Genomic DNA, 19,918 nt, shown 5'->3' on the forward strand with positions numbered 1-19,918 from the left:
AAAGGCCGCAGACGGCCCGAACCCGGCGTATCTACGCACGTGGAGATTAACGAAGCCACGCCCGGTCGGGCCAATACACCGATCGAAAGGAAGCGGGGTCACGAGACTGGAGTAGACCTAGCCGGGTTCGGGTCGTCTGCAGCCCGTGCGCGGTCCCCATCGTCCCCCCACACCCCCGCAAACAACCACCCAACCCCCCGCTACCAAACCCCCGCTACCAAACCCCAATCCACATCAACAAAACCACCACAGCATTGTGCAACAAGTGCAACACCACCCCCGGATAGATCGACCCAGACCGCCACCGAAGCCACCCCGCCAACACCCCCAAACACATCAAGAACACCCCACTCAACACCGCCAAGTGCAAGGTAGTAAACGCAATAGCCACCACCACAATAGCCGCCCAAGGCTCCACCACCGCCGACACCCGCTCGAACAAGATCCCCCGAAACGCCAACTCCTCGATCACCGCCGGCTGCAGCGACCAAGTCAACAAGAGCAAAGGCAGCGAGTACCCAGCGTCAATGCACAGCCCCAGCGCGTCGACGCTGCTCGCCCCCACCAGGTTCTGCGCCGCCCACAAATTCCCATACGCGATCGCAACCGTGACCGGAACCGCCGCCACCGCGATCCCCCAGTAGCGCATGTCCCCAACCGTCCGCAGCGGCCCAACGAGATCCGCCCGGTGCACGAACGCCCAGATCAGCACCACGATCGTGTCGACGACCAGGATCGAGTCGAGCACCGCAAAGAAGTCCGCCGAGTCGAGCAGGTACGACGCCAGCAGCGTCCCCAGCAACACGAAGTACAGCGCCAGCGCCGAGACCAGCCCCGCGCCCGCCGACATGCCAGTCTGCTCGACCGCAGCCGCGGTAACCCGCGGCTTGCCACAGCGCCCGCACGCCGACGCGCCCGCCGCCCAAGCCGTGCCGCACTCACCACAAAAACTCAGGGGCTCGCGGTAACCCATGGCTCAGGCCATCCCGCGTTCGCGCACGAACTCACGGTGTTTTAGCCCCGCCGAGATCGCCCTGACCAAGACCACGACGACGAAGATCTTGAGCAACACGCCGTTCGTGATCGTGCTTGGGTCGGCGATCGCGTCGGCCAAGTGCATGGTTGCGAACAGCAAGAGCGCGACGATCGACGCGGCCAGCGGGTTGGACTTGCACCACACCCACAGCCCGCCGAACACTGCGCCAAGCCCCAACACCACGACCATGCCGGTCGTGTCGATGACGTCGGTGACCAACCAGATCCCGGCGAACAGCGTCTGCAGGATCGCCACCAGCCCGATCGCGCCCCTGGCCTTCTTGACCTCGAGCAGCATGACCTCGGCTTCGGACTCGTCGGCGATCCGCTCGGCCTCGGCGACCTTGGCGAGCGAGCACCCGCAGTTCTCGCAGAACTTCAGCCCTCTCGCGTTGGCGTGTAGACACTGGGAACAGGTGAGCATCGGAAAATGATACCGGTTGTTTTCAGCTCGGGCGAGGGCTTCTCGCTCGCTTGCAGGCGGGATTTGTAGACTGGTTCACCGAGGGCAGCGAGCTGTTCGCTCCTAGCGTTGCGGTGGTCTGCCACGCTACTCGTTTCGCAGCGGAGTCATGGTGGGAGCCGTTTTTTGCGCTCACGCCGGCGCCTGTTGGACCCCGTGAGACCTTGTTTGGGGCGCTATGCTCGGGACCGAGCCTCATGACGATCAACAGGCAGACGCTACGCTGGAATGGCTGGGGGGCGCGGGACCGGGCCTTCGAGTTTGGTGACCACGCGGACGCCGTGTGGACGTGGCTGCGGTCCGAGCTGGGGCTCGCGGCCTTCGAGCGGCGGCCCGCGGTCCCGCTCGAGGAGCTGGTGCTGCCCAAGATCACCCTGGCGGCCGAAGCCCGCGTCGCGCTCGAGGGGATCGTGGGGCCACAGTGGGTGCGCGCGGATCCCTACGAGCGGGCCTTCCATGCCCGCGGCCAGAGCTACCACGACCTGTTGCGGCTGCGTGCTGGCGAAGTCGAGACGGCGCCGGATCTCGTCGTGTATCCGCGCGCCGAACAGGTCCAGGCCGTGCTCGCTTGGGCCGACGCACACGAGGTGGCGGTCGTGCCCTACGGCGGTGGCTCGAGCGTGGTGGGTGGGGTGTCGGGCGAGGCCGGTCAGCACCGCGCTGTCGTGACCCTCGACACCACCCGCATGGACCGGCTGCTGCGGCTCGACGAGACCTCCCACACCGCGACCTTCGAAGCGGGGATCTACGGTCCCCAGCTCGAGCAGGCGCTGCAAGATCGCGGGTTCACGCTGGGGCACTACCCGCAGTCGTTCGAGTTCTCGACCCTGGGTGGGTGGATCGCCGCCCGCGGGGCCGGGCAGCAGTCCAGCCGCTACGGCGGCGCCGCGACCTGGCTCGTTGGCGCCAAGCTAGCGACGCCCGCGGGCGAGTGGTCGACTGGCGCGTTCCCAGCCTCTGCCGCCGGGCCCGACTTCAACCACCTGATCGCCGGCAGCGAGGGCGCGCTCGGGATCATCACCCAGGCCACGGTCAGGCTGCACCGATCCCCCAGCGCCCGCGACTACCGGGGCTGCCTGTTCCCCGACTTTCATCATGGCGTCGCCGCGATCCGCGAACTGGTCCAGGCCGAGGTCCCGCTCGCCACGCTGCGCCTGTCGGATCCGTCCGAGACCGACTTCTTCTCGGAGTTTGCCAAGGCCCGCAAGCCGCCCAGCACGGGCCGCCGCGTGGCCGGGCGCGCGCTCGAGGCGATGGGCTACGGGGGGGATCGCTGCGTGCTGATCATTGGCCACGAGGGCGAGCGTGGGGCTGTCGACGCGGCCCACACCCGAACCAACGCGATCGTGCGGCGCAATCGAGGGATCCCGCTGGGCCGCGGGGCCGGCCAGTCGTGGTACCGCGACCGGTTTGCGCTGCCCTACATCCGCGACCCGCTGCTCGACCGGGGGATCGCCGTGGACACGCTCGAGACTTCGACGTCGTGGTCGAACCTGCTGCCGCTTCACCAGGCGGTGTCCAGCGCGATCTCGGCGGCTGCCAGCGCGACGCTGCGCAGGGGTCAGCGGGCCATGATGATGGCCCACGTGTCGCACGCGTACGTGGACGGAGCGTCGCTGTACTTCACAATCGTGTTTCCGCAGGCGCCGGCAGGCGAGGAGCTGCAGCAGTGGCAGGCGATCAAGGCTGCGGCCTGTCAGGCGATCGTCGACCACGGCGGGACCATCAGCCACCATCATGGTGTGGGCACGGATCACCGCGCCTACCTGACCCACGAGAAGGGCCCGCTCGGGGTTCGCTTGCTCGGCGCGATCAAGTCCGAGCTCGACCCGCGTGGGATCATGAACCCGGGCAAGCTCGTGCGCTGACGCCCCCCTTGGCCCAGATGTTGATAGCATGCGCGGATGCGAATCGCGCGAGCGCTCTTCCTTCCCCTGGTCCTGCTCGGAGCCGCGTGCGGCGATGGTGCTGGTGACATCGAGCCGCGCGACGGCGCCTGGAGTTACATGGGCAGCGCGGCCGTCGACGACACCTGCATGCTCGACGAGCTCACCGTCGACATGCCGGGCACCTTCACGATCACCAATAACGGCGACGGCACGTTCACGGTCAACGACACCCAGAACATGTTCGACTGCACGATCGACGGCTCGAGCTTCAGCTGTCCAAGCCGGCTCGCCGGCGAGAACGACATCGGCGCCCAGTTCAGCCTGGATGCGGTCGTGCGCTACAACGTGTCTGCGTCGGGCAGCTTCGAGTCCGAGACCCAGATGAGCGGGCGGCAGACGGTCGTGGTCAACTGTGACGGCGCCGACTGTGCGAGCTTCGAGGCCCTGGTGATGGTCACGACGCCCTGCGGGTGGGCGCAAGACTTCACGGCGAGCGCGAAGTAGGTCTTGACCACGATCGTCTTGGGCTGCCCGGCCGCGCCGCTCCCCAGCTCGATGGCCGTGATCATCGCGGCGATCGAGCGCGCCGGGATCACGGCTCGGGTCGCGGCGCTCGATCCCACGAGCACGGACGACGCGGCCCACGAGCAGCGCTACCGGGTCGCGCTCGCGGGCGTGCAGGGGCCGGTGATCCTCGGTGGGTTCTCGCTCGGGGGCCGGATCGCGGCGCGGCTGTGCCCAGAGCTCGCTCCGCAGGCGCTGCTGTGCTTGGGGTACCCGTTTCACGTGCGGGGCCAGCCGCGCGCGCGCCATGGTCTAGAGGCGCTGGGCCGCGTGCGGGTGCCAACGCTGATCATCCAGGGCACCCGAGATCCCCACGGCAGCGAGGCCGACGTCTGCGGCTATGCGCTGCCGGACACGGTCCAGCTCGCGTGGCTGCAAGACGGCAACCATCACTTCGTGCCGCGCGAGCGCTCGGGGCACACGCACGCGCAGCACCTCGCAGCGGCGGGCGCGGCCGCGATCGCGTTCATCCAAGCGCGGTGAGCCGGCGTTCGTGGCATGACTGCGCCCGCATGAGCAACGCGCCCCACGACGGTCGCTCGCCGATCGAGCGCTCGGGCTTCTCGTATCTGCCCGGCTTCATCAGCGTCGCCGAGGGCGAGCAGCTGATCGCCTACTTCGCCCAGCTCGTTCCGCTGTGGGAGCACCGCCATCGCAGCAACGCACACGCGCGACCGGGCGCGCACAGTCGGCGACTCACGCGGCCGGTCTACTGGCTGGGCGCGTGGCAGTTCGCGTGCCTGGGCTACTACGCCGAGCCGGACCACCGCGAGGATCGCTGCGTCCGCGCCGAGCCGTTTCCAGCGGTGATGCGCACGATCCTGGATCGCCTGTGGCCCAACCTGCGCGGTCACGATCCCAGCTTGGACGAGGTCCCGAACACGTGCCTGATCAACTACTACGGCCGCGAGATCTCGGACGGCCCGCCAGTCGACTACGCGCGGCTGCGGATGCATCGCGACGGCGAGCCGGGACCCGTGGTGATGTTCTCGCTTGGTCAGCCTGGGTTGCTGGAATTCATCGATCCCGAGCGCAGCGACGCGCCCGAGCTGGCGGTCTGGACCCGGCATCGCTCGGTCACGATCCTGAGCGGGCCCGAGTTTAAAGATCGTCTGTACCACCGCATCACGGAGGTCCGGCACGGGCGCCAGCCGGTGATCGGGTGTCAGCTCGAGGGCTTTGAAGCGCGCCGGGTGAGCGTGTCGTTTCGGACCGTGCCGCAGGAGCTGATCTTGGATTTTGCGGAGCTCAGCGCGGCGTCTCGGGACATGGTGCGAGATTACGTGCAACAGCTCGCGCGTGGATCGGCGCACTTTGACGAGCAGCTCTCGCGCGAGTGAGGGGCGACAGCGCCAGTCCAGGGTCAGTCGCCGGGCACCACCGCCACCGGGCACCGAGCTGTCGCGGCGAGCTCACTGCTCACGCTCGACAGGAACAAGCGCTCGACGACCCCGAGCATGCGCGAGCCGGTGACCAAGATCGCCGCGTCCTCGGCGACGGCGAGCTCGCTCAGCTGCTTGGCAGGATCGCCCATGAACACGTGCTGCTTTGCGTCCTCGAGGCCCATCTCGCCGGCCCACTCGCGCAGCTTTTGGCCGGCGCCCGCTCGCGTCTGCGCCTGCAGCGTCTCCATGCTGGCCGCCGGAATGTACGAGATGCCCCAGGCGAACGCTTGGGTCCCGTGGGCCAGCATCAGCGGGCGCCCGAGCTTCTTGGCCAAGCCCGCCGCGAACCGGGTCGCGGTCGCGCCGTGGCCAGTGAGATCCACGCCCACGATCACCGGCCCGTCGCCCAGGCCGGGGTCGCCCTCGCTGCCAAAGTCCGGGGGCACGACCACCACTGGGACCGGCAGCCGGCGCAGGATCTTGCGCGCAACCTCGCCCAGGCGCACGATCGGATCTTCGTCGCGATTGGCCCGGCGACCGATGACCAGCGCGTCGACGCCGAGCCGGACGCTGGCTTCGGCGAGCCCGCGCTCGATCTCGGCATCCTCGACCAACTCCACGCGGACCTGGGCCGGGTTGTGCCCCGCTTGGGCCATGAGCGCGGTGATCTGCGAAGCGACCTTCTCATGCATTTGCTTGGCCTCGGCCTGGTTGACCAGCGGATGCAGCAACTCGAGGTCGGGCAGCGCGTGGATCCCAAGCGCGAGATCTTCGTCGGTCCGAGCGAGCGCGCTGGCGAAGCGCACCGGACCGAGGTGGGCTTCGTGAAGCTCGACGCCGATCGCCCACTTTGAGGGCGGTGGTTTGTCGGGGCTGGGCATGCCCCCATGGTCGGACGCGCTCGCGCTCAGGTCACGGGTCGCCGGGCGATTTTTTTGCGTGCGTGCTGCACACAGCCGAAGCGCATTGACTTGCTTCGGCGTCCTGTGATGTTGCCACGATCTGGGCGGGCGTCACTTGGCTTCTGGTTCGCCCTCGCAGCTGGACGGCTCGGGCCCGGCGTCATCAGCTCGAGCGGCGCGCTGGTGGTGCTCGACGCAGCGCACGCAGCTCTGCGAGGCCCGCTGGCAGCGCTGCTTCGCGACCCTGCAGAGATCCTGATACTCGTCGTCGCCCACGCGTTCGTCGGCGATCTCGCACATCTTGGTCTTGACCTCGCAGATCGCCCGCGACAGCTCGCACAGCTCCTCGCACTTGCCAGTGTCGAGGTTGGCGGAGGTGACTTGCTGCTCGCTTTGTTCGACGAGGCGGCGTAGGCGAAGGTCGAGCTCGTCGATCGACTCGCCCTCGAACTCGCCCTCGGGGGTGAGCTTGGAGTCGGAGCCGTGGCCGGTGGGGGTGATGGTGCCGCCGCCGCTGCGTTGATCACAGGCGCCAACGAGCAAGCACGAGAGGGCAAGACACAGGGCGCCGATCGAGTGGACCCGTGCCGCTTTCGTCCTTCGGTTCATGTTTCGACCTCCTCGAGCAGCAGCGTGAGCAGCTCGAGCGCGCGTGCGTAGGAGCTCATGGCCAGGGCATGGTCGCCGGTCTGCGCGGCGGCGTCACCCAGGGCGACCAAGCAGCGCGCGGAGCCTCGATCGATCGGCAGCGAGCGCTCGGGGGCGAGATGCGGCCCGAGCAAGCGCAGGGCTCGCTCGGGATCCCGCTCGGTCAACATGAGCTCGGAGGTGCGCGCGAGCAGTTCGTAGTGCAGCAGCTCGGCGGTGCCGTCACCCGCGGGCGGCGTGCGCTCGAGCGCGGTCATCAGGATCTTCAGCGCCGCTTGGTGCTCGCTGCGGTCGGCCTGGCTGTGCGCTTGGGCGATCGCCTGCACGTACTCGAGGCCGGCGGCGCTTGGCTGACCAGGCAGGACCGCGTGGGTCTCGAGCCGGGTGTCGAGGGCAGGCGGGTCGTGTGGATCACTGTCGCTCGGACCACCGCACGCGGCGATTGTGATCACGCCAAGCAGGACCAGCGCGGACGCGGCGGATCGCCAGCGTGTGAACCTGCGCTTCGTCACCCGCCCTGCTCCTGTTGAGCCGCGAGCTCGCGCTGATACGCGGTCGCGAGTTGGGTCGCGCGCTCGGTGTCGGTCTGGCCGTCGTCGACGATCCGCAGCGCCGCGCGGGCTTGCTCGCCAAGCTCCAACACTTGCTGCGGTTGGAGATCTTGGGTGGGGGCCTTGGCCTGCTCCCCGCTGTCACTGGGCTGGACCACCCACAACAGCACGGCGGCCGCTGCGGCCACACCTACCGCCGCGAACAGCCAGGGCCTGGCGCCGCCTCCACGACCGGGTTGGGGCGCCGTCGCTGCGCCGGGCAGCCGTTGCTCGACAGCTCGCCACCCGCGATGCAGCTCGAGCTCCGACAGATCATCGAACGCCAGCGGCTCGGCGAGCTGCGCGAGTCGAGCCACGCTCGCTACCTCTGGATCAATCTCGTGATCAATCTCGTGATCAATCTCGTGATCGGGATCATCGAGGGCCAGCTCAGCCGCGCTTGGCGGCGCCTCACCGAGGGCGGCGAGCTCGTCCGCGATCTTCGCGGCGTCGGTGTTGGAGGGGGCTTCACTCATGGGCTGGAGGGGGTTGGGCTTCACGGTGCGGGGAACTCGGAGCCTTCTTCGCCGGTTCCATAGCGTCGCACATAGACCTTACGAAATGACTTGCACGCGCGGAACAACAGCACGTCGAGGGTCCCGATCGTGACGTCGAGTTGCTCGGCCGCGTACTGGCGCGAGCGCTTCTCGAACATCCGAAGCTCGAGGACATGACGGTAGCGCGGGTTGAGATCGCTCATGCACGCGTCGATGCGCTCGCGCAGCGCGTCCGAGAGTTCGGATCGGCCAAGCAGTGACTCGGCGTTGCTGTCCGAGACGTCGGGGATCTGCTGCTCGAAGCCCTCGGGCCAGGCGGTCGTGCGGCCGGCCTTGCGCAGGTGGTCCAGGCACAGGTTCTTGCCGATGCGGATCAACCATGGAAGCAGACCCTTTCCCTGCCAGGTGAAACGCCGAAGGTTTTCCATCGCGCGGACGAAGGTGTCGGCGAGCAGATCCTCGGCGAGGTTTCGATCGCGGACCAACGGCATGATCGCGCAGCGGAACACGGTGTTGGCGTGGAGCATGTAGAGCTCGCGGAATGCTCGTTGGTCGCCTGCTTGGGCGCGCTCCACGAGCTCCCGCTCGAGTTCTGGGCTGGTCGCATGGGGTGGGGTCTCGTTCGCCACTGGCGTCCTTGGCGTCGAATGCCCGAAGGATGGGTGCCGCCGTGCGCGAGTGGTGTCCTCGCGCGGCAAACGGGCCCTGCCAGGCCACCTTACATCGCCCGCCTCGGGGCGAGGTGAGGGGTTTGGCGGAGATGGTTGGGCTGGAGGGATCATCCTGGGGCTTGCATGGTGGGGGGGCTCACACGCTGGCCAAGGCCACTGACTTCGAGCTGTGCGAGGCCGGCTTCTGCCCCGCTCCGTGGATGGCCGGACAAGGCAATCCGACCATTCCTAACGGCGAAACTCATGGACGTGGGGCAACTTACAAGACTCGCTCGAGGTTTTTTGAAAGCGGCTTGCGCGAAACCCGTTGGGCGCGACTTGCCCAGGCGGGATGACCAAAACAAGCCAACGCGCGCGGGTGTCACACGCGATGCGGTGTCTCTCCGCTTGACCGGGGCATGGCACGGGCGTAGTCACAGGCCGCCGGATCGCAGTGCCCAGCTCTCTTTCAGCCCTGCTCGTGTGCGGCGTCCTGACCTGGGCGCCGCCGCCATCTGATCCTCTTCCGCCCGACGCCGGGCCGGAGCCCGCCGTGGCGCCCGCCGCAGATGTGGAGGGGCCCGCGCCCACGTCCACGCCTACGCCGGCGTTCAAGGACACCGGTGAGGTTGAGCTGCCGTACCAGACGGAGGAGCTGCAGTTGTCCGAGGTGCTCGAGCTCGCGCTCGTAGAGAACCTGGATCTGCAAAACCGCTTGGTCGCGATCGAGATCTCCGAAGCGCAGATCCTCGCAGCATCGGGTGCCTTCGACGTGACGATCACCGCTGGGGTCGCGGCCTCGGTCCAGGTCAGCAAGCCACGCGGATCCGCGTTCGTGTTCAGCACCGGGTCGCGCTCGGTCTCGGCCAACTTTGGGGTCAGCCGGCGGCTCGAGACCGGCGGCAACCTCTCGCTCACGGTCGACGTCGCGCGCACGCTGACAGATCAGCCGATCAGCTTTTTCAACCCGGCGCTCGGCTCGGCGTCGCTGGCCCAGTACCAGGTCCGCCCCACGCTGACCTTCATGCACCCGTTGCTCAAGGGCATGGGTGTTCGGGTCAACCGGGCGGCACAGGATCGGGCCCGACTCGCGCGCTCGAGCGCCGAGGCCGATCAGCTGGTCACCGCACAGAACTTGGTGCGGGATCTGATCGGCGCCTACTGGGACGTGCTCGCGGCCCAGCGTGACCTCGAGAACAAGCGGCAGTCTGTCGAGCTCGCCAAAGAGCAGCTCGCCCGGACCCAGGCGCAAGTCAGCGCGGGTCGGCTGGCCGCGGTCGAGTCCAAGGCCGTCGAGCAGAGCCTCGCCCAGCGCGAGACCGATGTGTTGCTGGCCGAGAACCTGCTGCTCGACACCAGCTTGGGCCTGCGCACGCTGATGGGTCAGGAGTTCGCCGGGCGCGAGGTCTTGGGGGTCGTGCCAACCACGGATCCGGTCGAGTCGATCGTGCCCGAGCCGGTCGACATGCAAGGCGCGATCGATCGCGCGCTCGCGGCCAACCCGGCCGTGCGCCAGCTGGAGATCGCCCTCGCGAGCAAGCGCATCGACGAGATCGAGACCGTCAACCAGCGGCTGCCGCAGCTCGACTTCACCGGCACCTTCACGCCGCAGGGCCGCAGCGTCGACGCGCTCCCAGATCCATCAACGGGCGAGTCGGGCACGACCGGCAGCTGGGGCGAGGCGTTTCGCAACTTCGGCACCGACAGCGTCTCGCGCGACGGGCTGTTCGCCGAGTACACGGTCAGCGGCGCCTTGGATCTGACTTGGTCGGTCCAGAACCGGGCCGCGAAGGGCAACCATCAGCGCGTGCTCGCCGAGATGCGGCAGGCCGAGGTCAACCTCAAGTCGATCCGCCAGAGCACGGCGACGCAGGTGATCACCGCGACCAACAGCTTGCGTTCGGCCACCAAGCAGATCGAGCTTGGCCAGGTGTCGGTCGAGCTGGCCGAGCAGAACCTGGCCGCCGAGCAGGCGCGCTTCGAGGTCGGCCGGGCAACCAACTACGACGTGTTGTTTCGGATCGACGAGCTGTTGAATGCGCAGACGACCTTGCTGCGGGCCGGGTTGGACTACCTGCGGGCGCGCGCGCAGCTGCAGGCCCTGACTGGCGAGATCCTGCCGGCTTACGGTCTGGACATTCCGGGGTAGTCGTGGCGCCGGACTGGTCAGCGATCCTCGACCAACGTGATCACCGGCCGTATCCGCTGCCGGACCGGCCCTGGCACATGACGATGTCGTGGCTGGATCTGTTGTTTGCACATTGGAGCTTTGACCCCGCCGTGATCGCGGCGTTGCTGCCCGCAGGGTTGGAGCTCGACACCCACAACGGGCGCGCGTGGGTTGGCGTGGTGCCGTTTCGAATGGAGCACGTGGGGCCGCGGGGGCTCAATTGGGTGCCCGGGGTCTCGGCCTTTCCCGAGCTCAATGTGCGGACTTATGTGACCGCGGGGGGCAAGCCAGGGGTGTGGTTCTTTAGCTTGGACGCCGCGAGCAAGGTGGCCGTGGCCGCGGCTCGGGCTGGGTTTCACCTGCCGTATTTTCGGGCGCGGATGCGCTGTGAAGAGCGCGATGGGTGGATCGAGTATCGCAGCGAGCGGCGTCACCGAGGGGCCCCAGCGGGGGAGTTCATCGGGCGCTATCGCGGGGTTGGGGAGCGCTATCTGAGCTCGGTCGGGACGCTCGAGCAATGGTTGACCGAGCGCTATTGTCTGTACGCGCAGGATCGACGCGGGCGGATTCTTCGCGGCGAGATTCACCACGAGCCGTGGCCGCTGCAGCGGGCCCAGGCCGAGATCGAGCGGTGTACGGTGACGGACGGGTGGGGGATCGTGCTGCCGGATGACGAGCCGGTGTTGCACTTCGTGCGGCGGATCGATGTTGTCGGGTGGTTGCTCGAAGCCGTGTCCTGAGTTGGTTCCACCGTGGGTGAGGTTTGGCGCCGCGCTCGCGGACGACCCCCGGCGCTTTAGGTTGCCGTGCGACGCGCGTGACGGGTACGCTGCGTCATGGCCTCGGCTTCCCTGTACTTCGCGGTGACCCTGCTCCTTGGTCCCCCTGTCCAAAAGCCAGCCGTAGGCCCCGCCGAGCCCGCAACCGGCGAAGCCGCGATCGCGCCCGCGCACGTCGACTCCGAGGCCGCGAGCTCGCCCGAGCCCGATCTGAGCACAGATCCCGAGGTCGGCCCGATCGCGGATCCGCCGGCAGACGCAGACCCAGATCCCGTCCCAGAGCCGCTCCCGGATTCGGGCGCCAACGAGCTCCCGAGCTGGCAGTCCGAGCCCGTGCCGCTGCCCACGGGCGATCCCAACGACGTCCAGGTCGTCGACGAGTGGGGCGTCCCGGTCGTCGTTCCGGTCGACCGTGGCCCCGCGAAAGGTGGTGGCTTCTACGCCGCTGCCGGCGGTCTGTTTGGCATCATGATCACGCGGCAGTGGGTGACCGCCCTGACTTGCTCCGACGTCTACTGCGGCAACCGGGGCTTCGTCGACCGCGCGCTCAGCCTGGGGACCATGGGCTTCGCGGCCGGCGGTGGCTGGTTCGACGGCCGCCGAGCCGCCTGGAAAGAAGACCGGGACGGCACGGGCCAAAAGAAGCTGACCGGGCGCCGCGCCGCTGGCTGGACCTTGTTCGCGCTGGGCGTCAGCGGTCTGATCGCCGACACCGTCCTCTACAACGTCTGCTACGACAAGGCGCTGGGCCCGTACACCCAGCTCGACGGCTTCAGCTACACCTGCTCGCCGGTCGCCTCTGTCGTCGTCTTGGACTTCTCGACCTTGTTCGGCGCGGTCGGCATGGGCCTTGGCATGTCCGCCGAGAGCCAGCTGAAGCATCGCAAGAAATACGAACTCAGCGTCGCACCCTGGGGCGGCCACGGTCAGGCTGGCCTGTCCCTCAGCGGCCGGTTTTAGACCCCACGCGGACACTCCAGCTCAGTCGTGCTAGGCATGCGCCCGCATGCCCGTTGTTCGTCGACTGTTCCCCCTCGCGCTGTGTCTCGCGCTGCTGATGGGTTGTCGTGGTGAGCCGCAGATCATGCGGGTCGAGCTCGCCGTCGCGGGCATGACCTGCGACTCGTGTGTGCAGGCGATCACCCATGAAGTCGGGCGATTGGAGGGCGTGCGTTCGGTCGAGGTCGATCTCGAAGCAGGCACCGCCGTCGTCACCTTCACGCAAGGCGAGATCGAGCTCGCCGCGATCGAGCAGACGATCGAGAAGATCGGCTACGACGCGGAGCCCGGGGTCGCGACCGTCGAAAACCCCTAGTGAGCGTCAGCTAGGCCTTGAATAAGCGCTGTAAAACAGCAAAAAGATGAAATTCACCTGAGGAGCCCAGCGTACGAGGGGTTGCGACACCTTCCGCGAACGCGACGAGGAGCTCTTCAGGTGAACCGAATCCTACTCCAAGAACTACGAGCCGAGAAGTACAAGATCGACCGCTGCCTCAGGCAAGCCAGGGGTGGCATGGCGCCGCGTGACGACGGACCCGAGCTCGGGGCTGGCCGAGCTCGCTACGAGCTGTCGGGTCGAGTCCGAGCGATCTCGTTCGGCGGCATCGGTGCGATCCACAACCTGGTCCGCTCGCTCGGGCTTGCTGAGGCGCTTGACGAGTGGCTGCCGTTGCTCAGCCAGCACCGCCCCTATCACGAGTCGGATCACGTCCTCAATATCGCGTACAGCTTCCTGTGCGGAGGGCAGTCGCTCGATGACATCCACCGGCTCCGCTGCGACGGCGGCTACCTTCAAGCCTTGGGCGCTCGGTCTCTCCCAGCCCCGACGACGGCGGGAGACTTCTGCCGGCGATTCACCGCCGACGATGTCGGCACGCTGACTGGGCTCATCAACGATGCGCGAGTGAAAGTCTGGCAACGCCGAGGCAAGGCGTTGCTGGGGCAGACCGCCCGCATCGATGTCGACAGCAGCATCGTCGGCACCACTGGCGAGTGCCGGAAAGGCATGGACATGTCCTACAAGGGTATCTGGGGCTACCACCCTTTGCTGGTTTCGCTGGCGAACACCAACGAGCCGTTGTTTTTGGTTAACCGAAGCGGCAACCGGCCTTCGAGCGAGGGCGCCCCCGAACTCCTCGACGAAGCCGTCGCGCTGTGCCGCGGCGCTGGCTTCAAGAACGTCCTGATGCGAGGTGACTCGGCATTCTCGACGACCGAGCACTTCGATCGCTGGACCGAAGACGGCGTCCACTTCGTGTTTGGCTACGGTGGCGCTCCGACGCTCAAACAGCGTGCAGACGGGCTTCCAGAGGAGGACTACGCCAAACTCATCCGCAAGGCCGAGCGGGCGCTCGACGAAGAAAAAGTGCGTCGAGCCAAGCAGCCGCGGGTCAAGCAGTCCGTCGTCGAGGAGCGCGGCTACAAGGACATGCGGCTCGAGTCCGAGCACATCGCCGAATTTGCACACACGCCCGCGCGAGCCAAGAAGTCGTATCGGATGATCGTGCTGCGCAAGACGATCATCGAGGAGCGCTACCAGCGAAGCCTCGGCACCAACATTCGCTACTTCTTCTACGTGACCAACGACCCGGACCTCACCGCCGAGCAGGTCGTCATCGAGGCCAACGAACGCTGCAACCAAGAGAACCTGATCGCGCAACTCAAGGGTGGGGTCCGCTCCCTGACGACCCCGCTCAACACGCTCGAGGCCAACTGGGCTTTGATGGTGATGACGACGCTCGCGTGGTCGCTCAAAGCCTGGATCGCGCTCACGATGCCGTCGTCGCCCCGCTGGCAAGAGCGGCATGACGCCGAGTGGGAACAAGTCGTGCGCATGGACTTCCGCACCTTCGTGCTCGACTTCATGATGATCCCTGCGCAGATCGTAAACACAGGCCGCCGGCTGGTGTACCGGCTGCTGGCCTGGCGACCATGTGCGCACATCCTCGTGCGTGCGCTCGAGGGATCGTGACCTCGGCCTGCCGGTCGCATGGTGCCCCGGCAGGCTGCGGAAACTTCAACCCCTCACCCTACGAAGGAGGTCTGGTCGAAAAACAAGAGGTCAGCAGGGAGCACCGACCCCCGCAGACGGCAGCCTGTGTCTGCGGAGCGCGGCTCGCTTCTCTTCGGCCCGCAGCGCTTGATCAAGGCCTAGTACCCTGCCGCACACCCTAAGTTCGATCCGGGTTATGCACGGCACTGAGGCCCGGTACAGCGTCGTCGCCGCTCCTCGCCCTTGGGCCTCAGCTCCGCACCTAACCCGGAACGAACTTAGGGTGTGCGGCTCTAGGCCCGAATCAAGCGCTGCGCGCTCGGCTCGGGCCTACTATATCTTCAAGGGAGCCTTCAAAAAGCCCGCTGGCCTCTCCAATTTAGCGCTTGATTCGGGGCTAGAGCGCCAATCAGTGAGCACGGCGGCGACCCGCACTCGGTAGGCAACGTGTACCTGACCGCGGGGACGCACGACGACCCGATCGGCGTTGGGACGAATACCCACATCTTTTGTGGGTCGGGCGCGGATTGGGACCGCGACATGGACGGTGTTCGGCGGTTTGACGAGCGAAGCTCGTAGCGGCGTGCTGCCACTTTGACAGCCTTCGCGTCGCGGACGAGATTGGATCGATGACCGAGCCGACCGACTCACTGGATCCTGGCGACCCGCTCGCGGGCTTTCAGGCCGGGCAGCGCAAGCGTCGACTCGTGGGATTGGCGAGCACCGTAGTCGTCATCGCGGTGGTCGGCGGCGCGTGGGCGTACTTGCGCGCGACCGGTCTGCCGCCGCTCGACCCCGAGCTCGCGCAAGACGTCGCCGAGGCGTTGGACTGCATCGACACCCTGCCGCGAGAAGAGCGCGCGCAGGTGGCCGCACACGCGATGGCCGAGCTCGAGGGCGAGCGGTTGCCGGCGGCGATGGTCGAGGCATTCAGGGCCGGCAGTGCGGTCCCACCCGACATGCTCAGCTTGGCGCTGGTGCGGCCGTTTCGGATGACGCCGACTCGCTGCGGGGGTGGACCGCCGCTTGCTCGGCGGGCGCCGACGCGATCTCGGATGTCGCGCGGACCGGGGACATCGACGCGTTGTTCGCCGACTGCGATCTGGGCCGATGGAGCTTGAACGACGGCACCGCGGCTCGACGAAAGAGCGCGGGTCGGCTGATCCTCGCCCACGCTGCGTGGGGCTGGCTCGATCACTACTCCGAGACCGAGCTCGAGCGTCGGGTGCTGCGAGTGTTCGTTCAAGGCTGAGAGATCGTCTCGAGCCCGCGGTGGTGGGCTGCTAGCACGCGAGGGCGTGGACCGGCTCGCTGAGGGTGTCACCGCAACCTCGGTTCGCAGACGTTAGCTTTGAAATCACGCCTTTGTGGCTTAGCGAGTGCAAAACCTGGGCCGAAGCGCATTCGTTTCTGGGGCCGGGCTGGGCCCCAGGTGCTAACGTGTCGACATGGTGCTCGAACAATCCGAGACATCGGAATGTGAAGAATCATCTCCGCTCATCCGTGGGGCTGACGGGGGTAGATGTTAGCGCCGCTGTATTCTTGGGTGTCCCACGAATGTAGATCGGTTCTGCGTTCGGGCGGCCATTGGTGCGGTTCCACGCCTGGCCTGGCCTGGCCTGCCTGGCCTTGGCTAATTGAGAGACCATGATGACACGAATTACACGAATATCGGTATTTGCCTTGATCTGCATTGGCGGCGTGCTGGTTGGCGGCCTCGTGCACAAGTCGGAGGCGCAGTCCCCTGTGAACGCCAGCGATCGCGCCGATCTCAGCGCGAACGCGGAGGTCGTCAGGCTGACGGGCGAGCTGACGCAGCTTAGCGAACTGGCCGAGCGAGACGGTCGCCGCGATGGCCCCTCGAAGGAGGTCGAGGACGAGGACGATGACGATGACGACGGTGACGACGACCTCGATTTCGAGCAGATGGCTGCCCGTGATCGTGCCATTGCCCTGGGTCGTGCCAAAGAACTCACCGCCGCGGCGGACCGCGAGGGCGTCGACATGGAGTGGGCCCCGGCCATGGAGGAGCAGATCACCGAGGGCCTGGCCGCCAACGGGCCCAGGGGTGTGCGATTGATCTCTGCGGTCTGCATGAGCACGATCTGCATCGTCGAGATCGAACACCCACAGGGGGAAGACGGCCGAGCGCATGTGAACTGGCCCGTCGTGTTCGGCGTTTCGCGCGGGTTCTTGGTGCATCACGAACCCGAGCCGGGCGTCGGGGCTCGAACGCTCCTATACCTCGCGCGACCCGGACATGCGCTGCCGCCGACTGCAGCACCAGTTGAGTGAACGAAACAGTTTAGATAGCTCGAGAATAACACAGAGTAGAAAGGAAAGTGCAATCATGAAGTGTAACAATGCAAGCCACAATCGTAAACGGACCATCATCGGCATCGTCGCCATCTCCACCCTCACGTTGGGCGGGATCGTCATCGGCGATCTTGGCAGCCAGACCGCGATGGCGTCAGACCAAAAGGTCCTTCCCGCACATACGTGCATCCCGGTTGATGCCGCCACGTTCGACCTAATGGACTACGGGGATCCCCGATTCATCGAGTACCAGGCGACAAGCGCAGATCCGAACAGGGCCACGGTCATGTGTCCGGTGGTTCGCGACGACACCAACGGCGACCTCGACTTCGTGCGGTTTCGGACCGAGAACCGCCAGGGAGCGAACAATAGGCCGGAGTGCACGGTCTGGTCCGTGTCGGTCGACGCCGGGTCGACCGACTTCGAGACCGAAATCACGCCGGCGATGAATGGTACTCATACTCTGGCGTTCTCGCTCAACGGTTTCATCGAGTTCGATCACGGACACTACGTGATCGAGTGCGAGATGGGCAGGGGCGACCGCCTCATCAGCTACCGGACCAAAGAGGATTGATGCCGGGCGCCGCTCTCGCAGCGCAGGGCTAGCGTGAGCGCGACGGGGGGACGATCGATGCGGTCGCCCCCTCGTCGTCTTCGTATGAAATGAGGAATCGATGACGAAACGAATTGGACATGTGATGGGTGTATCGTTGGGGGTGCTAGCGAGCTTCGGCATAGTGGTTGGCGTGCTGGCGTACGCGTCCACAGACCGGCCCGCCGTCGGCGTCCGCGCGCCCGTGGAGCCGCAACCGGACCGAAAGTCCGTACGGTCGGCGCGCACGGTGGCCAGCGATGCGCTCGACGATGACGAGTGGGATGAGCAGCAGCCGGACCTCGGCGGCGGCGAGTGGGACGATGAAGGCGAGCTCGTCGAAGTCGCCAATTCGGAACAGGTCGACGATGAAGACGAGGCCGCCGATGAAGACGACGACGTTGACGAGGCCGACGATGACGAGAACACGGTCATCGCTCGCACGCGCATGCTCGTCGATCGCCGCGCCGCAGAGATCACGGCCAAGGCAGCTCTCGAGGCGGTCGACACCGACTGGGCCCCGGCTGTGGAGGTCGACATCGCCGAGGGGATCGCCGCCCACGGACCGCCGGGCACCAAGCTCGTCTCGGCGCGCTGTCGAACGACGGTGTGCATCACCGAGATCGAGCTCCCGCCAGACTCCGGCAGCGCGATGCAGATGAGCTGGCTGGCGGCGGCTGGTCTACGGCGCGGGTTCTTGGTGCATGGGCGCGGCGAGTCGGGCGCGGGTGACCGAACCGTAGCCTACCTCGCGCGCGAGGGCTACTCGCTGCCCTGACCCTGATGAACGCCGCAGCGTGGTTGTGGGCCGAGCGGGCTTCACGGGCCTCCAGATCTGCATCACGAGCGCGGCTAGCCGACGGTGGTTCGGCTAGCCGCTCCCATTTTCAGCGCTGCGCCAAAGTCCTATCGATCGGAGGGCGATCCGGGTTTGAATGAGGCATGCGCCCCCAGCTGTTGCCCCTTGGTCTGTCCGCTCTCGTTGGTCTGTCCGTCGCAGTCTCGTGTACCCCCGCCCCTTCGAACGACGATGGCTTCACCAGCTTCACCACGCTCCCACCGGGCGACGGCGACGGTGACTCGACCGAGACCGGCGACGGTGACGGTGATCCCGGAGACGGAGACGGCGACAGCAGCTGCGGCGACATGGTGGTCGATCCCGGTGAAGAGTGCGATCTGGGCCCGCAGAATTCCGCGATGGGCCAGTGCACGCCCGACTGCAAGATCGCCGCGTGTGGCGACGGCTACCTGTACGAAAACTTCGAAGAGTGCGACGACGGCAACAGCTCGAACGCCGACGACTGCGTGACCGGCTGCAAGATCGCGACCTGCGGCGACGGATTCGTACACGACGGCGTCGAGATCTGCGACGACGGCAACGATGACAACGCCGACGGCTGCACGACCGAGTGCGTCGAGGGCTCGTGCGGCGACGGGATCCTGCAAGCGGGCGAGCAGTGCGACGACGGCAACGACGTGACCAGCGATGAGTGTCCGGCCTGCCAGCTGGCGTTCTGTGGCGATGGCTACGTCCAGGCCGGCGTCGAGGAGTGCGACGACGGCAACGACCTGAGCAACGACGCGTGCCTGGCGACCTTCTGCACGCCCAACGTGTGCGGCGACGGCTTCATCTACGAGGGCATGGAGACCTGCGACGACGCCAACCTCGACGACGACGACGCGTGCCCGAGCAGCTGCGAGCCGGCGTTTTGTGGCGACGGCTTCACCTGGGCCGGCATGGAGGAGTGCGACGATGGCAACGACGTCGAGGACGACATCTGCACTTCCGAGTGCATCTCGAACGGGATCTTCTGGATGGGCAGCTTCAACCAAGGCGTGGACGGGCAGATGGCGTGCGCCTCGTGGAACACGTTCCGCACCGATCTGCAGGCCTTCAACAACTTCACGCGCGTGGCGATCTGGGGCAGCAACGACCCGATGGGCGTCGAGTGCAACGGGGCCGCCGCCAACACGATCTGCCAGGCGCTGGCGAGCGGCCAAGCGATGACCAACATCGCGTGTGACGGCCGGACGTGGAACGTGGGGACCTGCGGGTCCGGCATCGAGCTCAACGCCCAGGGCAACGGGGTGTGCCAGTGCACCAACCCCGGGTACATCGCGCGTCCATGCATCGGCGGCGGCAATCCAAACTGGGGCGGGGTCAACACCGCGACCTGCTCGGGGCCAACGCAGACGATCGAAGTCGTGTGCCAATAGTTCAGGATCAGGACCACGCGGGGGCCCCGGGCCCCCACGGTCGAAAGATCAGTTCGCTGCCCACCGTGGACCAGTCTACGAAGCAGTCCGCAAGCGGGCGAGAAGCCCTCGCCCGAGCTGAAAACAGCGCATGCGAATGCGCATCACGCAATTGACAGTACATCGCGTGAACTGGCTTGCATGGGCATCAGCGCCAACAAAACATCCTGTTCTAAGCCGCCAACCCTCG

Annotated in this window: 22 protein-coding genes; 15 read left to right on the plus strand and 7 right to left on the minus strand. The window is 66.8% G+C overall.

What is annotated here, in order from left to right:
• Positions 1–214: 214 nt before the first annotated feature.
• Together DB30_RS10375 and DB30_RS10380 are read right to left on the minus strand one after the other, a co-directional pair.
• Positions 215–973, minus strand: a complete 759-nt coding sequence (locus DB30_RS10375; protein ID WP_146658451.1) for a CPBP family intramembrane glutamic endopeptidase — start codon at positions 971–973, stop codon at positions 215–217.
• Between the two features lie 3 nt (positions 974–976).
• Positions 977–1,459 (minus strand): zinc ribbon domain-containing protein, encoded by a 483-nt coding sequence (locus DB30_RS10380; protein WP_052548236.1) that lies wholly within the window; start codon positions 1,457–1,459, stop codon positions 977–979.
• 236 nt (positions 1,460–1,695) lie between these two features.
• Here DB30_RS10380 and DB30_RS10385 point away from each other — a divergent pair, with 236 nt between their 5' ends.
• Genes DB30_RS10385 through DB30_RS10400 form a run of 4 tightly spaced genes read left to right on the plus strand, consistent with a single transcriptional unit; the run spans position 1,696 to position 5,291 of the window.
• A complete protein-coding gene (locus DB30_RS10385) occupies positions 1,696–3,366 on the plus strand; it encodes an FAD-binding oxidoreductase (RefSeq protein WP_052548237.1) in 1,671 nt (556 codons plus the stop codon).
• A gap of 36 nt (positions 3,367–3,402) precedes the next feature.
• Complete coding sequence (locus DB30_RS10390; RefSeq protein WP_052548238.1) at positions 3,403–3,891, plus strand: hypothetical protein; 489 nt, start codon at positions 3,403–3,405, stop codon at positions 3,889–3,891.
• Positions 3,892–3,894: 3 nt separating this feature from the next.
• The gene (locus tag DB30_RS10395) at positions 3,895–4,434 is read left to right on the plus strand and encodes an alpha/beta family hydrolase (RefSeq protein ID WP_052548239.1); all 540 of its coding nucleotides are present in this window, start codon (positions 3,895–3,897) and stop codon (positions 4,432–4,434) included.
• 29 nt (positions 4,435–4,463) lie between these two features.
• Positions 4,464–5,291, plus strand: coding sequence for an alpha-ketoglutarate-dependent dioxygenase AlkB (locus tag DB30_RS10400; protein WP_052548240.1), 828 nt, complete (start codon positions 4,464–4,466; stop codon positions 5,289–5,291).
• Positions 5,292–5,314: 23 nt separating this feature from the next.
• Here the strand turns inward: DB30_RS10400 and DB30_RS10405 are convergent, their stop codons facing one another.
• The 5 genes from DB30_RS10405 to DB30_RS10425 all read right to left on the minus strand — a co-directional run bounded on the left by DB30_RS10405 (position 5,315) and on the right by DB30_RS10425 (position 8,602).
• Positions 5,315–6,217 carry a universal stress protein gene (locus DB30_RS10405; protein WP_052548241.1) on the minus strand — a complete coding sequence of 301 codons (903 nt, stop codon included), beginning with the start codon at positions 6,215–6,217 and terminating at the stop codon, positions 5,315–5,317.
• Between the two features lie 132 nt (positions 6,218–6,349).
• Complete coding sequence (locus DB30_RS10410) at positions 6,350–6,847, minus strand: hypothetical protein (RefSeq protein WP_146658452.1); 498 nt, start codon at positions 6,845–6,847, stop codon at positions 6,350–6,352.
• Entirely contained in the window at positions 6,844–7,398 is a 555-nt protein-coding gene (locus tag DB30_RS10415) for a hypothetical protein (RefSeq protein WP_052548243.1), read from the minus strand. Before DB30_RS10415 ends, DB30_RS10410 begins: the two co-directional genes overlap by 4 nt.
• Entirely contained in the window at positions 7,395–7,952 is a 558-nt protein-coding gene (locus DB30_RS10420; RefSeq protein ID WP_146658453.1) for a hypothetical protein, read from the minus strand. The genes DB30_RS10415 and DB30_RS10420 overlap by 4 nt, the downstream gene beginning before the upstream one ends.
• A gap of 20 nt (positions 7,953–7,972) precedes the next feature.
• On the minus strand, positions 7,973–8,602 hold the full coding sequence (locus DB30_RS10425) for an RNA polymerase sigma factor (protein WP_052548245.1): 630 nt from the start codon (positions 8,600–8,602) through the stop codon (positions 7,973–7,975).
• Between the two features lie 574 nt (positions 8,603–9,176).
• On the opposite strand from DB30_RS10425, the gene DB30_RS10430 reads away from it, so the two are divergent.
• From DB30_RS10430 to DB30_RS10475, 11 genes are all read left to right on the plus strand, one after another.
• Positions 9,177–10,772: a TolC family protein gene (locus DB30_RS10430; protein ID WP_146658455.1), complete on the plus strand. Its 1,596-nt coding sequence runs from the start codon at positions 9,177–9,179 to the stop codon at positions 10,770–10,772.
• 2 nt (positions 10,773–10,774) lie between these two features.
• On the plus strand, positions 10,775–11,533 hold the full coding sequence (locus tag DB30_RS10435; RefSeq protein WP_205632954.1) for a YqjF family protein: 759 nt from the start codon (positions 10,775–10,777) through the stop codon (positions 11,531–11,533).
• Between the two features lie 96 nt (positions 11,534–11,629).
• Positions 11,630–12,532 (plus strand): hypothetical protein, encoded by a 903-nt coding sequence (locus DB30_RS10440; protein ID WP_052548247.1) that lies wholly within the window; start codon positions 11,630–11,632, stop codon positions 12,530–12,532.
• A 46-nt stretch (positions 12,533–12,578) separates the two neighbouring features.
• Complete coding sequence (locus DB30_RS10445) at positions 12,579–12,887, plus strand: heavy-metal-associated domain-containing protein (protein WP_052548248.1); 309 nt, start codon at positions 12,579–12,581, stop codon at positions 12,885–12,887.
• Between the two features lie 120 nt (positions 12,888–13,007).
• A complete protein-coding gene (locus tag DB30_RS10450; RefSeq protein WP_146658456.1) occupies positions 13,008–14,543 on the plus strand; it encodes an IS1380 family transposase in 1,536 nt (511 codons plus the stop codon).
• 650 nt (positions 14,544–15,193) lie between these two features.
• Positions 15,194–15,685 (plus strand): hypothetical protein, encoded by a 492-nt coding sequence (locus DB30_RS10455; RefSeq protein ID WP_052548250.1) that lies wholly within the window; start codon positions 15,194–15,196, stop codon positions 15,683–15,685.
• Positions 15,682–15,816, plus strand: coding sequence for a hypothetical protein (locus tag DB30_RS42730; protein WP_276204346.1), 135 nt, complete (start codon positions 15,682–15,684; stop codon positions 15,814–15,816). Before DB30_RS10455 ends, DB30_RS42730 begins: the two co-directional genes overlap by 4 nt.
• Before the next feature lie 395 nt (positions 15,817–16,211).
• Positions 16,212–16,859: a hypothetical protein gene (locus DB30_RS10460; protein WP_153258275.1), complete on the plus strand. Its 648-nt coding sequence runs from the start codon at positions 16,212–16,214 to the stop codon at positions 16,857–16,859.
• A gap of 55 nt (positions 16,860–16,914) precedes the next feature.
• The gene (locus DB30_RS10465; protein ID WP_052548252.1) at positions 16,915–17,454 is read left to right on the plus strand and encodes a hypothetical protein; all 540 of its coding nucleotides are present in this window, start codon (positions 16,915–16,917) and stop codon (positions 17,452–17,454) included.
• 268 nt (positions 17,455–17,722) lie between these two features.
• On the plus strand, positions 17,723–18,250 hold the full coding sequence (locus DB30_RS10470) for a hypothetical protein (protein WP_146658457.1): 528 nt from the start codon (positions 17,723–17,725) through the stop codon (positions 18,248–18,250).
• Between the two features lie 164 nt (positions 18,251–18,414).
• A complete protein-coding gene (locus DB30_RS10475) occupies positions 18,415–19,689 on the plus strand; it encodes a DUF4215 domain-containing protein (protein ID WP_052548254.1) in 1,275 nt (424 codons plus the stop codon).
• The last annotated feature ends 229 nt before the right edge of the window (positions 19,690–19,918 follow it).

Source organism: Enhygromyxa salina, from assembly GCF_000737335.2.
In the GTDB taxonomy this organism is placed as follows: domain Bacteria; phylum Myxococcota_A; class Polyangia; order Nannocystales; family Nannocystaceae; genus Plesiocystis; species Plesiocystis salina_C.

Bases quoted from the DNA above. Each gene is read 5' to 3' on its own strand.
- DB30_RS10375 (WP_146658451.1), bottom strand. From the start codon at position 973: ATGGGTTACCGCGAGCCCCTGAGTTTTTGTGGTGAGTGCGGCACGGCT.
- DB30_RS10380 (WP_052548236.1), bottom strand. From the start codon at position 1,459: ATGCTCACCTGTTCCCAGTGTCTACACGCCAACGCGAGAGGGCTGAAG.
- DB30_RS10385 (WP_052548237.1), top strand. From the start codon at position 1,696: ATGACGATCAACAGGCAGACGCTACGCTGGAATGGCTGGGGGGCGCGG.
- DB30_RS10390 (WP_052548238.1), top strand. From the start codon at position 3,403: ATGCGAATCGCGCGAGCGCTCTTCCTTCCCCTGGTCCTGCTCGGAGCC.
- DB30_RS10400 (WP_052548240.1), top strand. From the start codon at position 4,464: ATGAGCAACGCGCCCCACGACGGTCGCTCGCCGATCGAGCGCTCGGGC.
- DB30_RS10405 (WP_052548241.1), bottom strand. From the start codon at position 6,217: ATGCCCAGCCCCGACAAACCACCGCCCTCAAAGTGGGCGATCGGCGTC.
- DB30_RS10410 (WP_146658452.1), bottom strand. From the start codon at position 6,847: ATGAACCGAAGGACGAAAGCGGCACGGGTCCACTCGATCGGCGCCCTG.
- DB30_RS10420 (WP_146658453.1), bottom strand. From the start codon at position 7,952: ATGAGTGAAGCCCCCTCCAACACCGACGCCGCGAAGATCGCGGACGAG.
- DB30_RS10440 (WP_052548247.1), top strand. From the start codon at position 11,630: ATGGCCTCGGCTTCCCTGTACTTCGCGGTGACCCTGCTCCTTGGTCCC.
- DB30_RS10445 (WP_052548248.1), top strand. From the start codon at position 12,579: ATGCCCGTTGTTCGTCGACTGTTCCCCCTCGCGCTGTGTCTCGCGCTG.
- DB30_RS10455 (WP_052548250.1), top strand. From the start codon at position 15,194: ATGACCGAGCCGACCGACTCACTGGATCCTGGCGACCCGCTCGCGGGC.
- DB30_RS10460 (WP_153258275.1), top strand. From the start codon at position 16,212: ATGATGACACGAATTACACGAATATCGGTATTTGCCTTGATCTGCATT.
- DB30_RS10465 (WP_052548252.1), top strand. From the start codon at position 16,915: ATGAAGTGTAACAATGCAAGCCACAATCGTAAACGGACCATCATCGGC.
- DB30_RS10475 (WP_052548254.1), top strand. From the start codon at position 18,415: ATGCGCCCCCAGCTGTTGCCCCTTGGTCTGTCCGCTCTCGTTGGTCTG.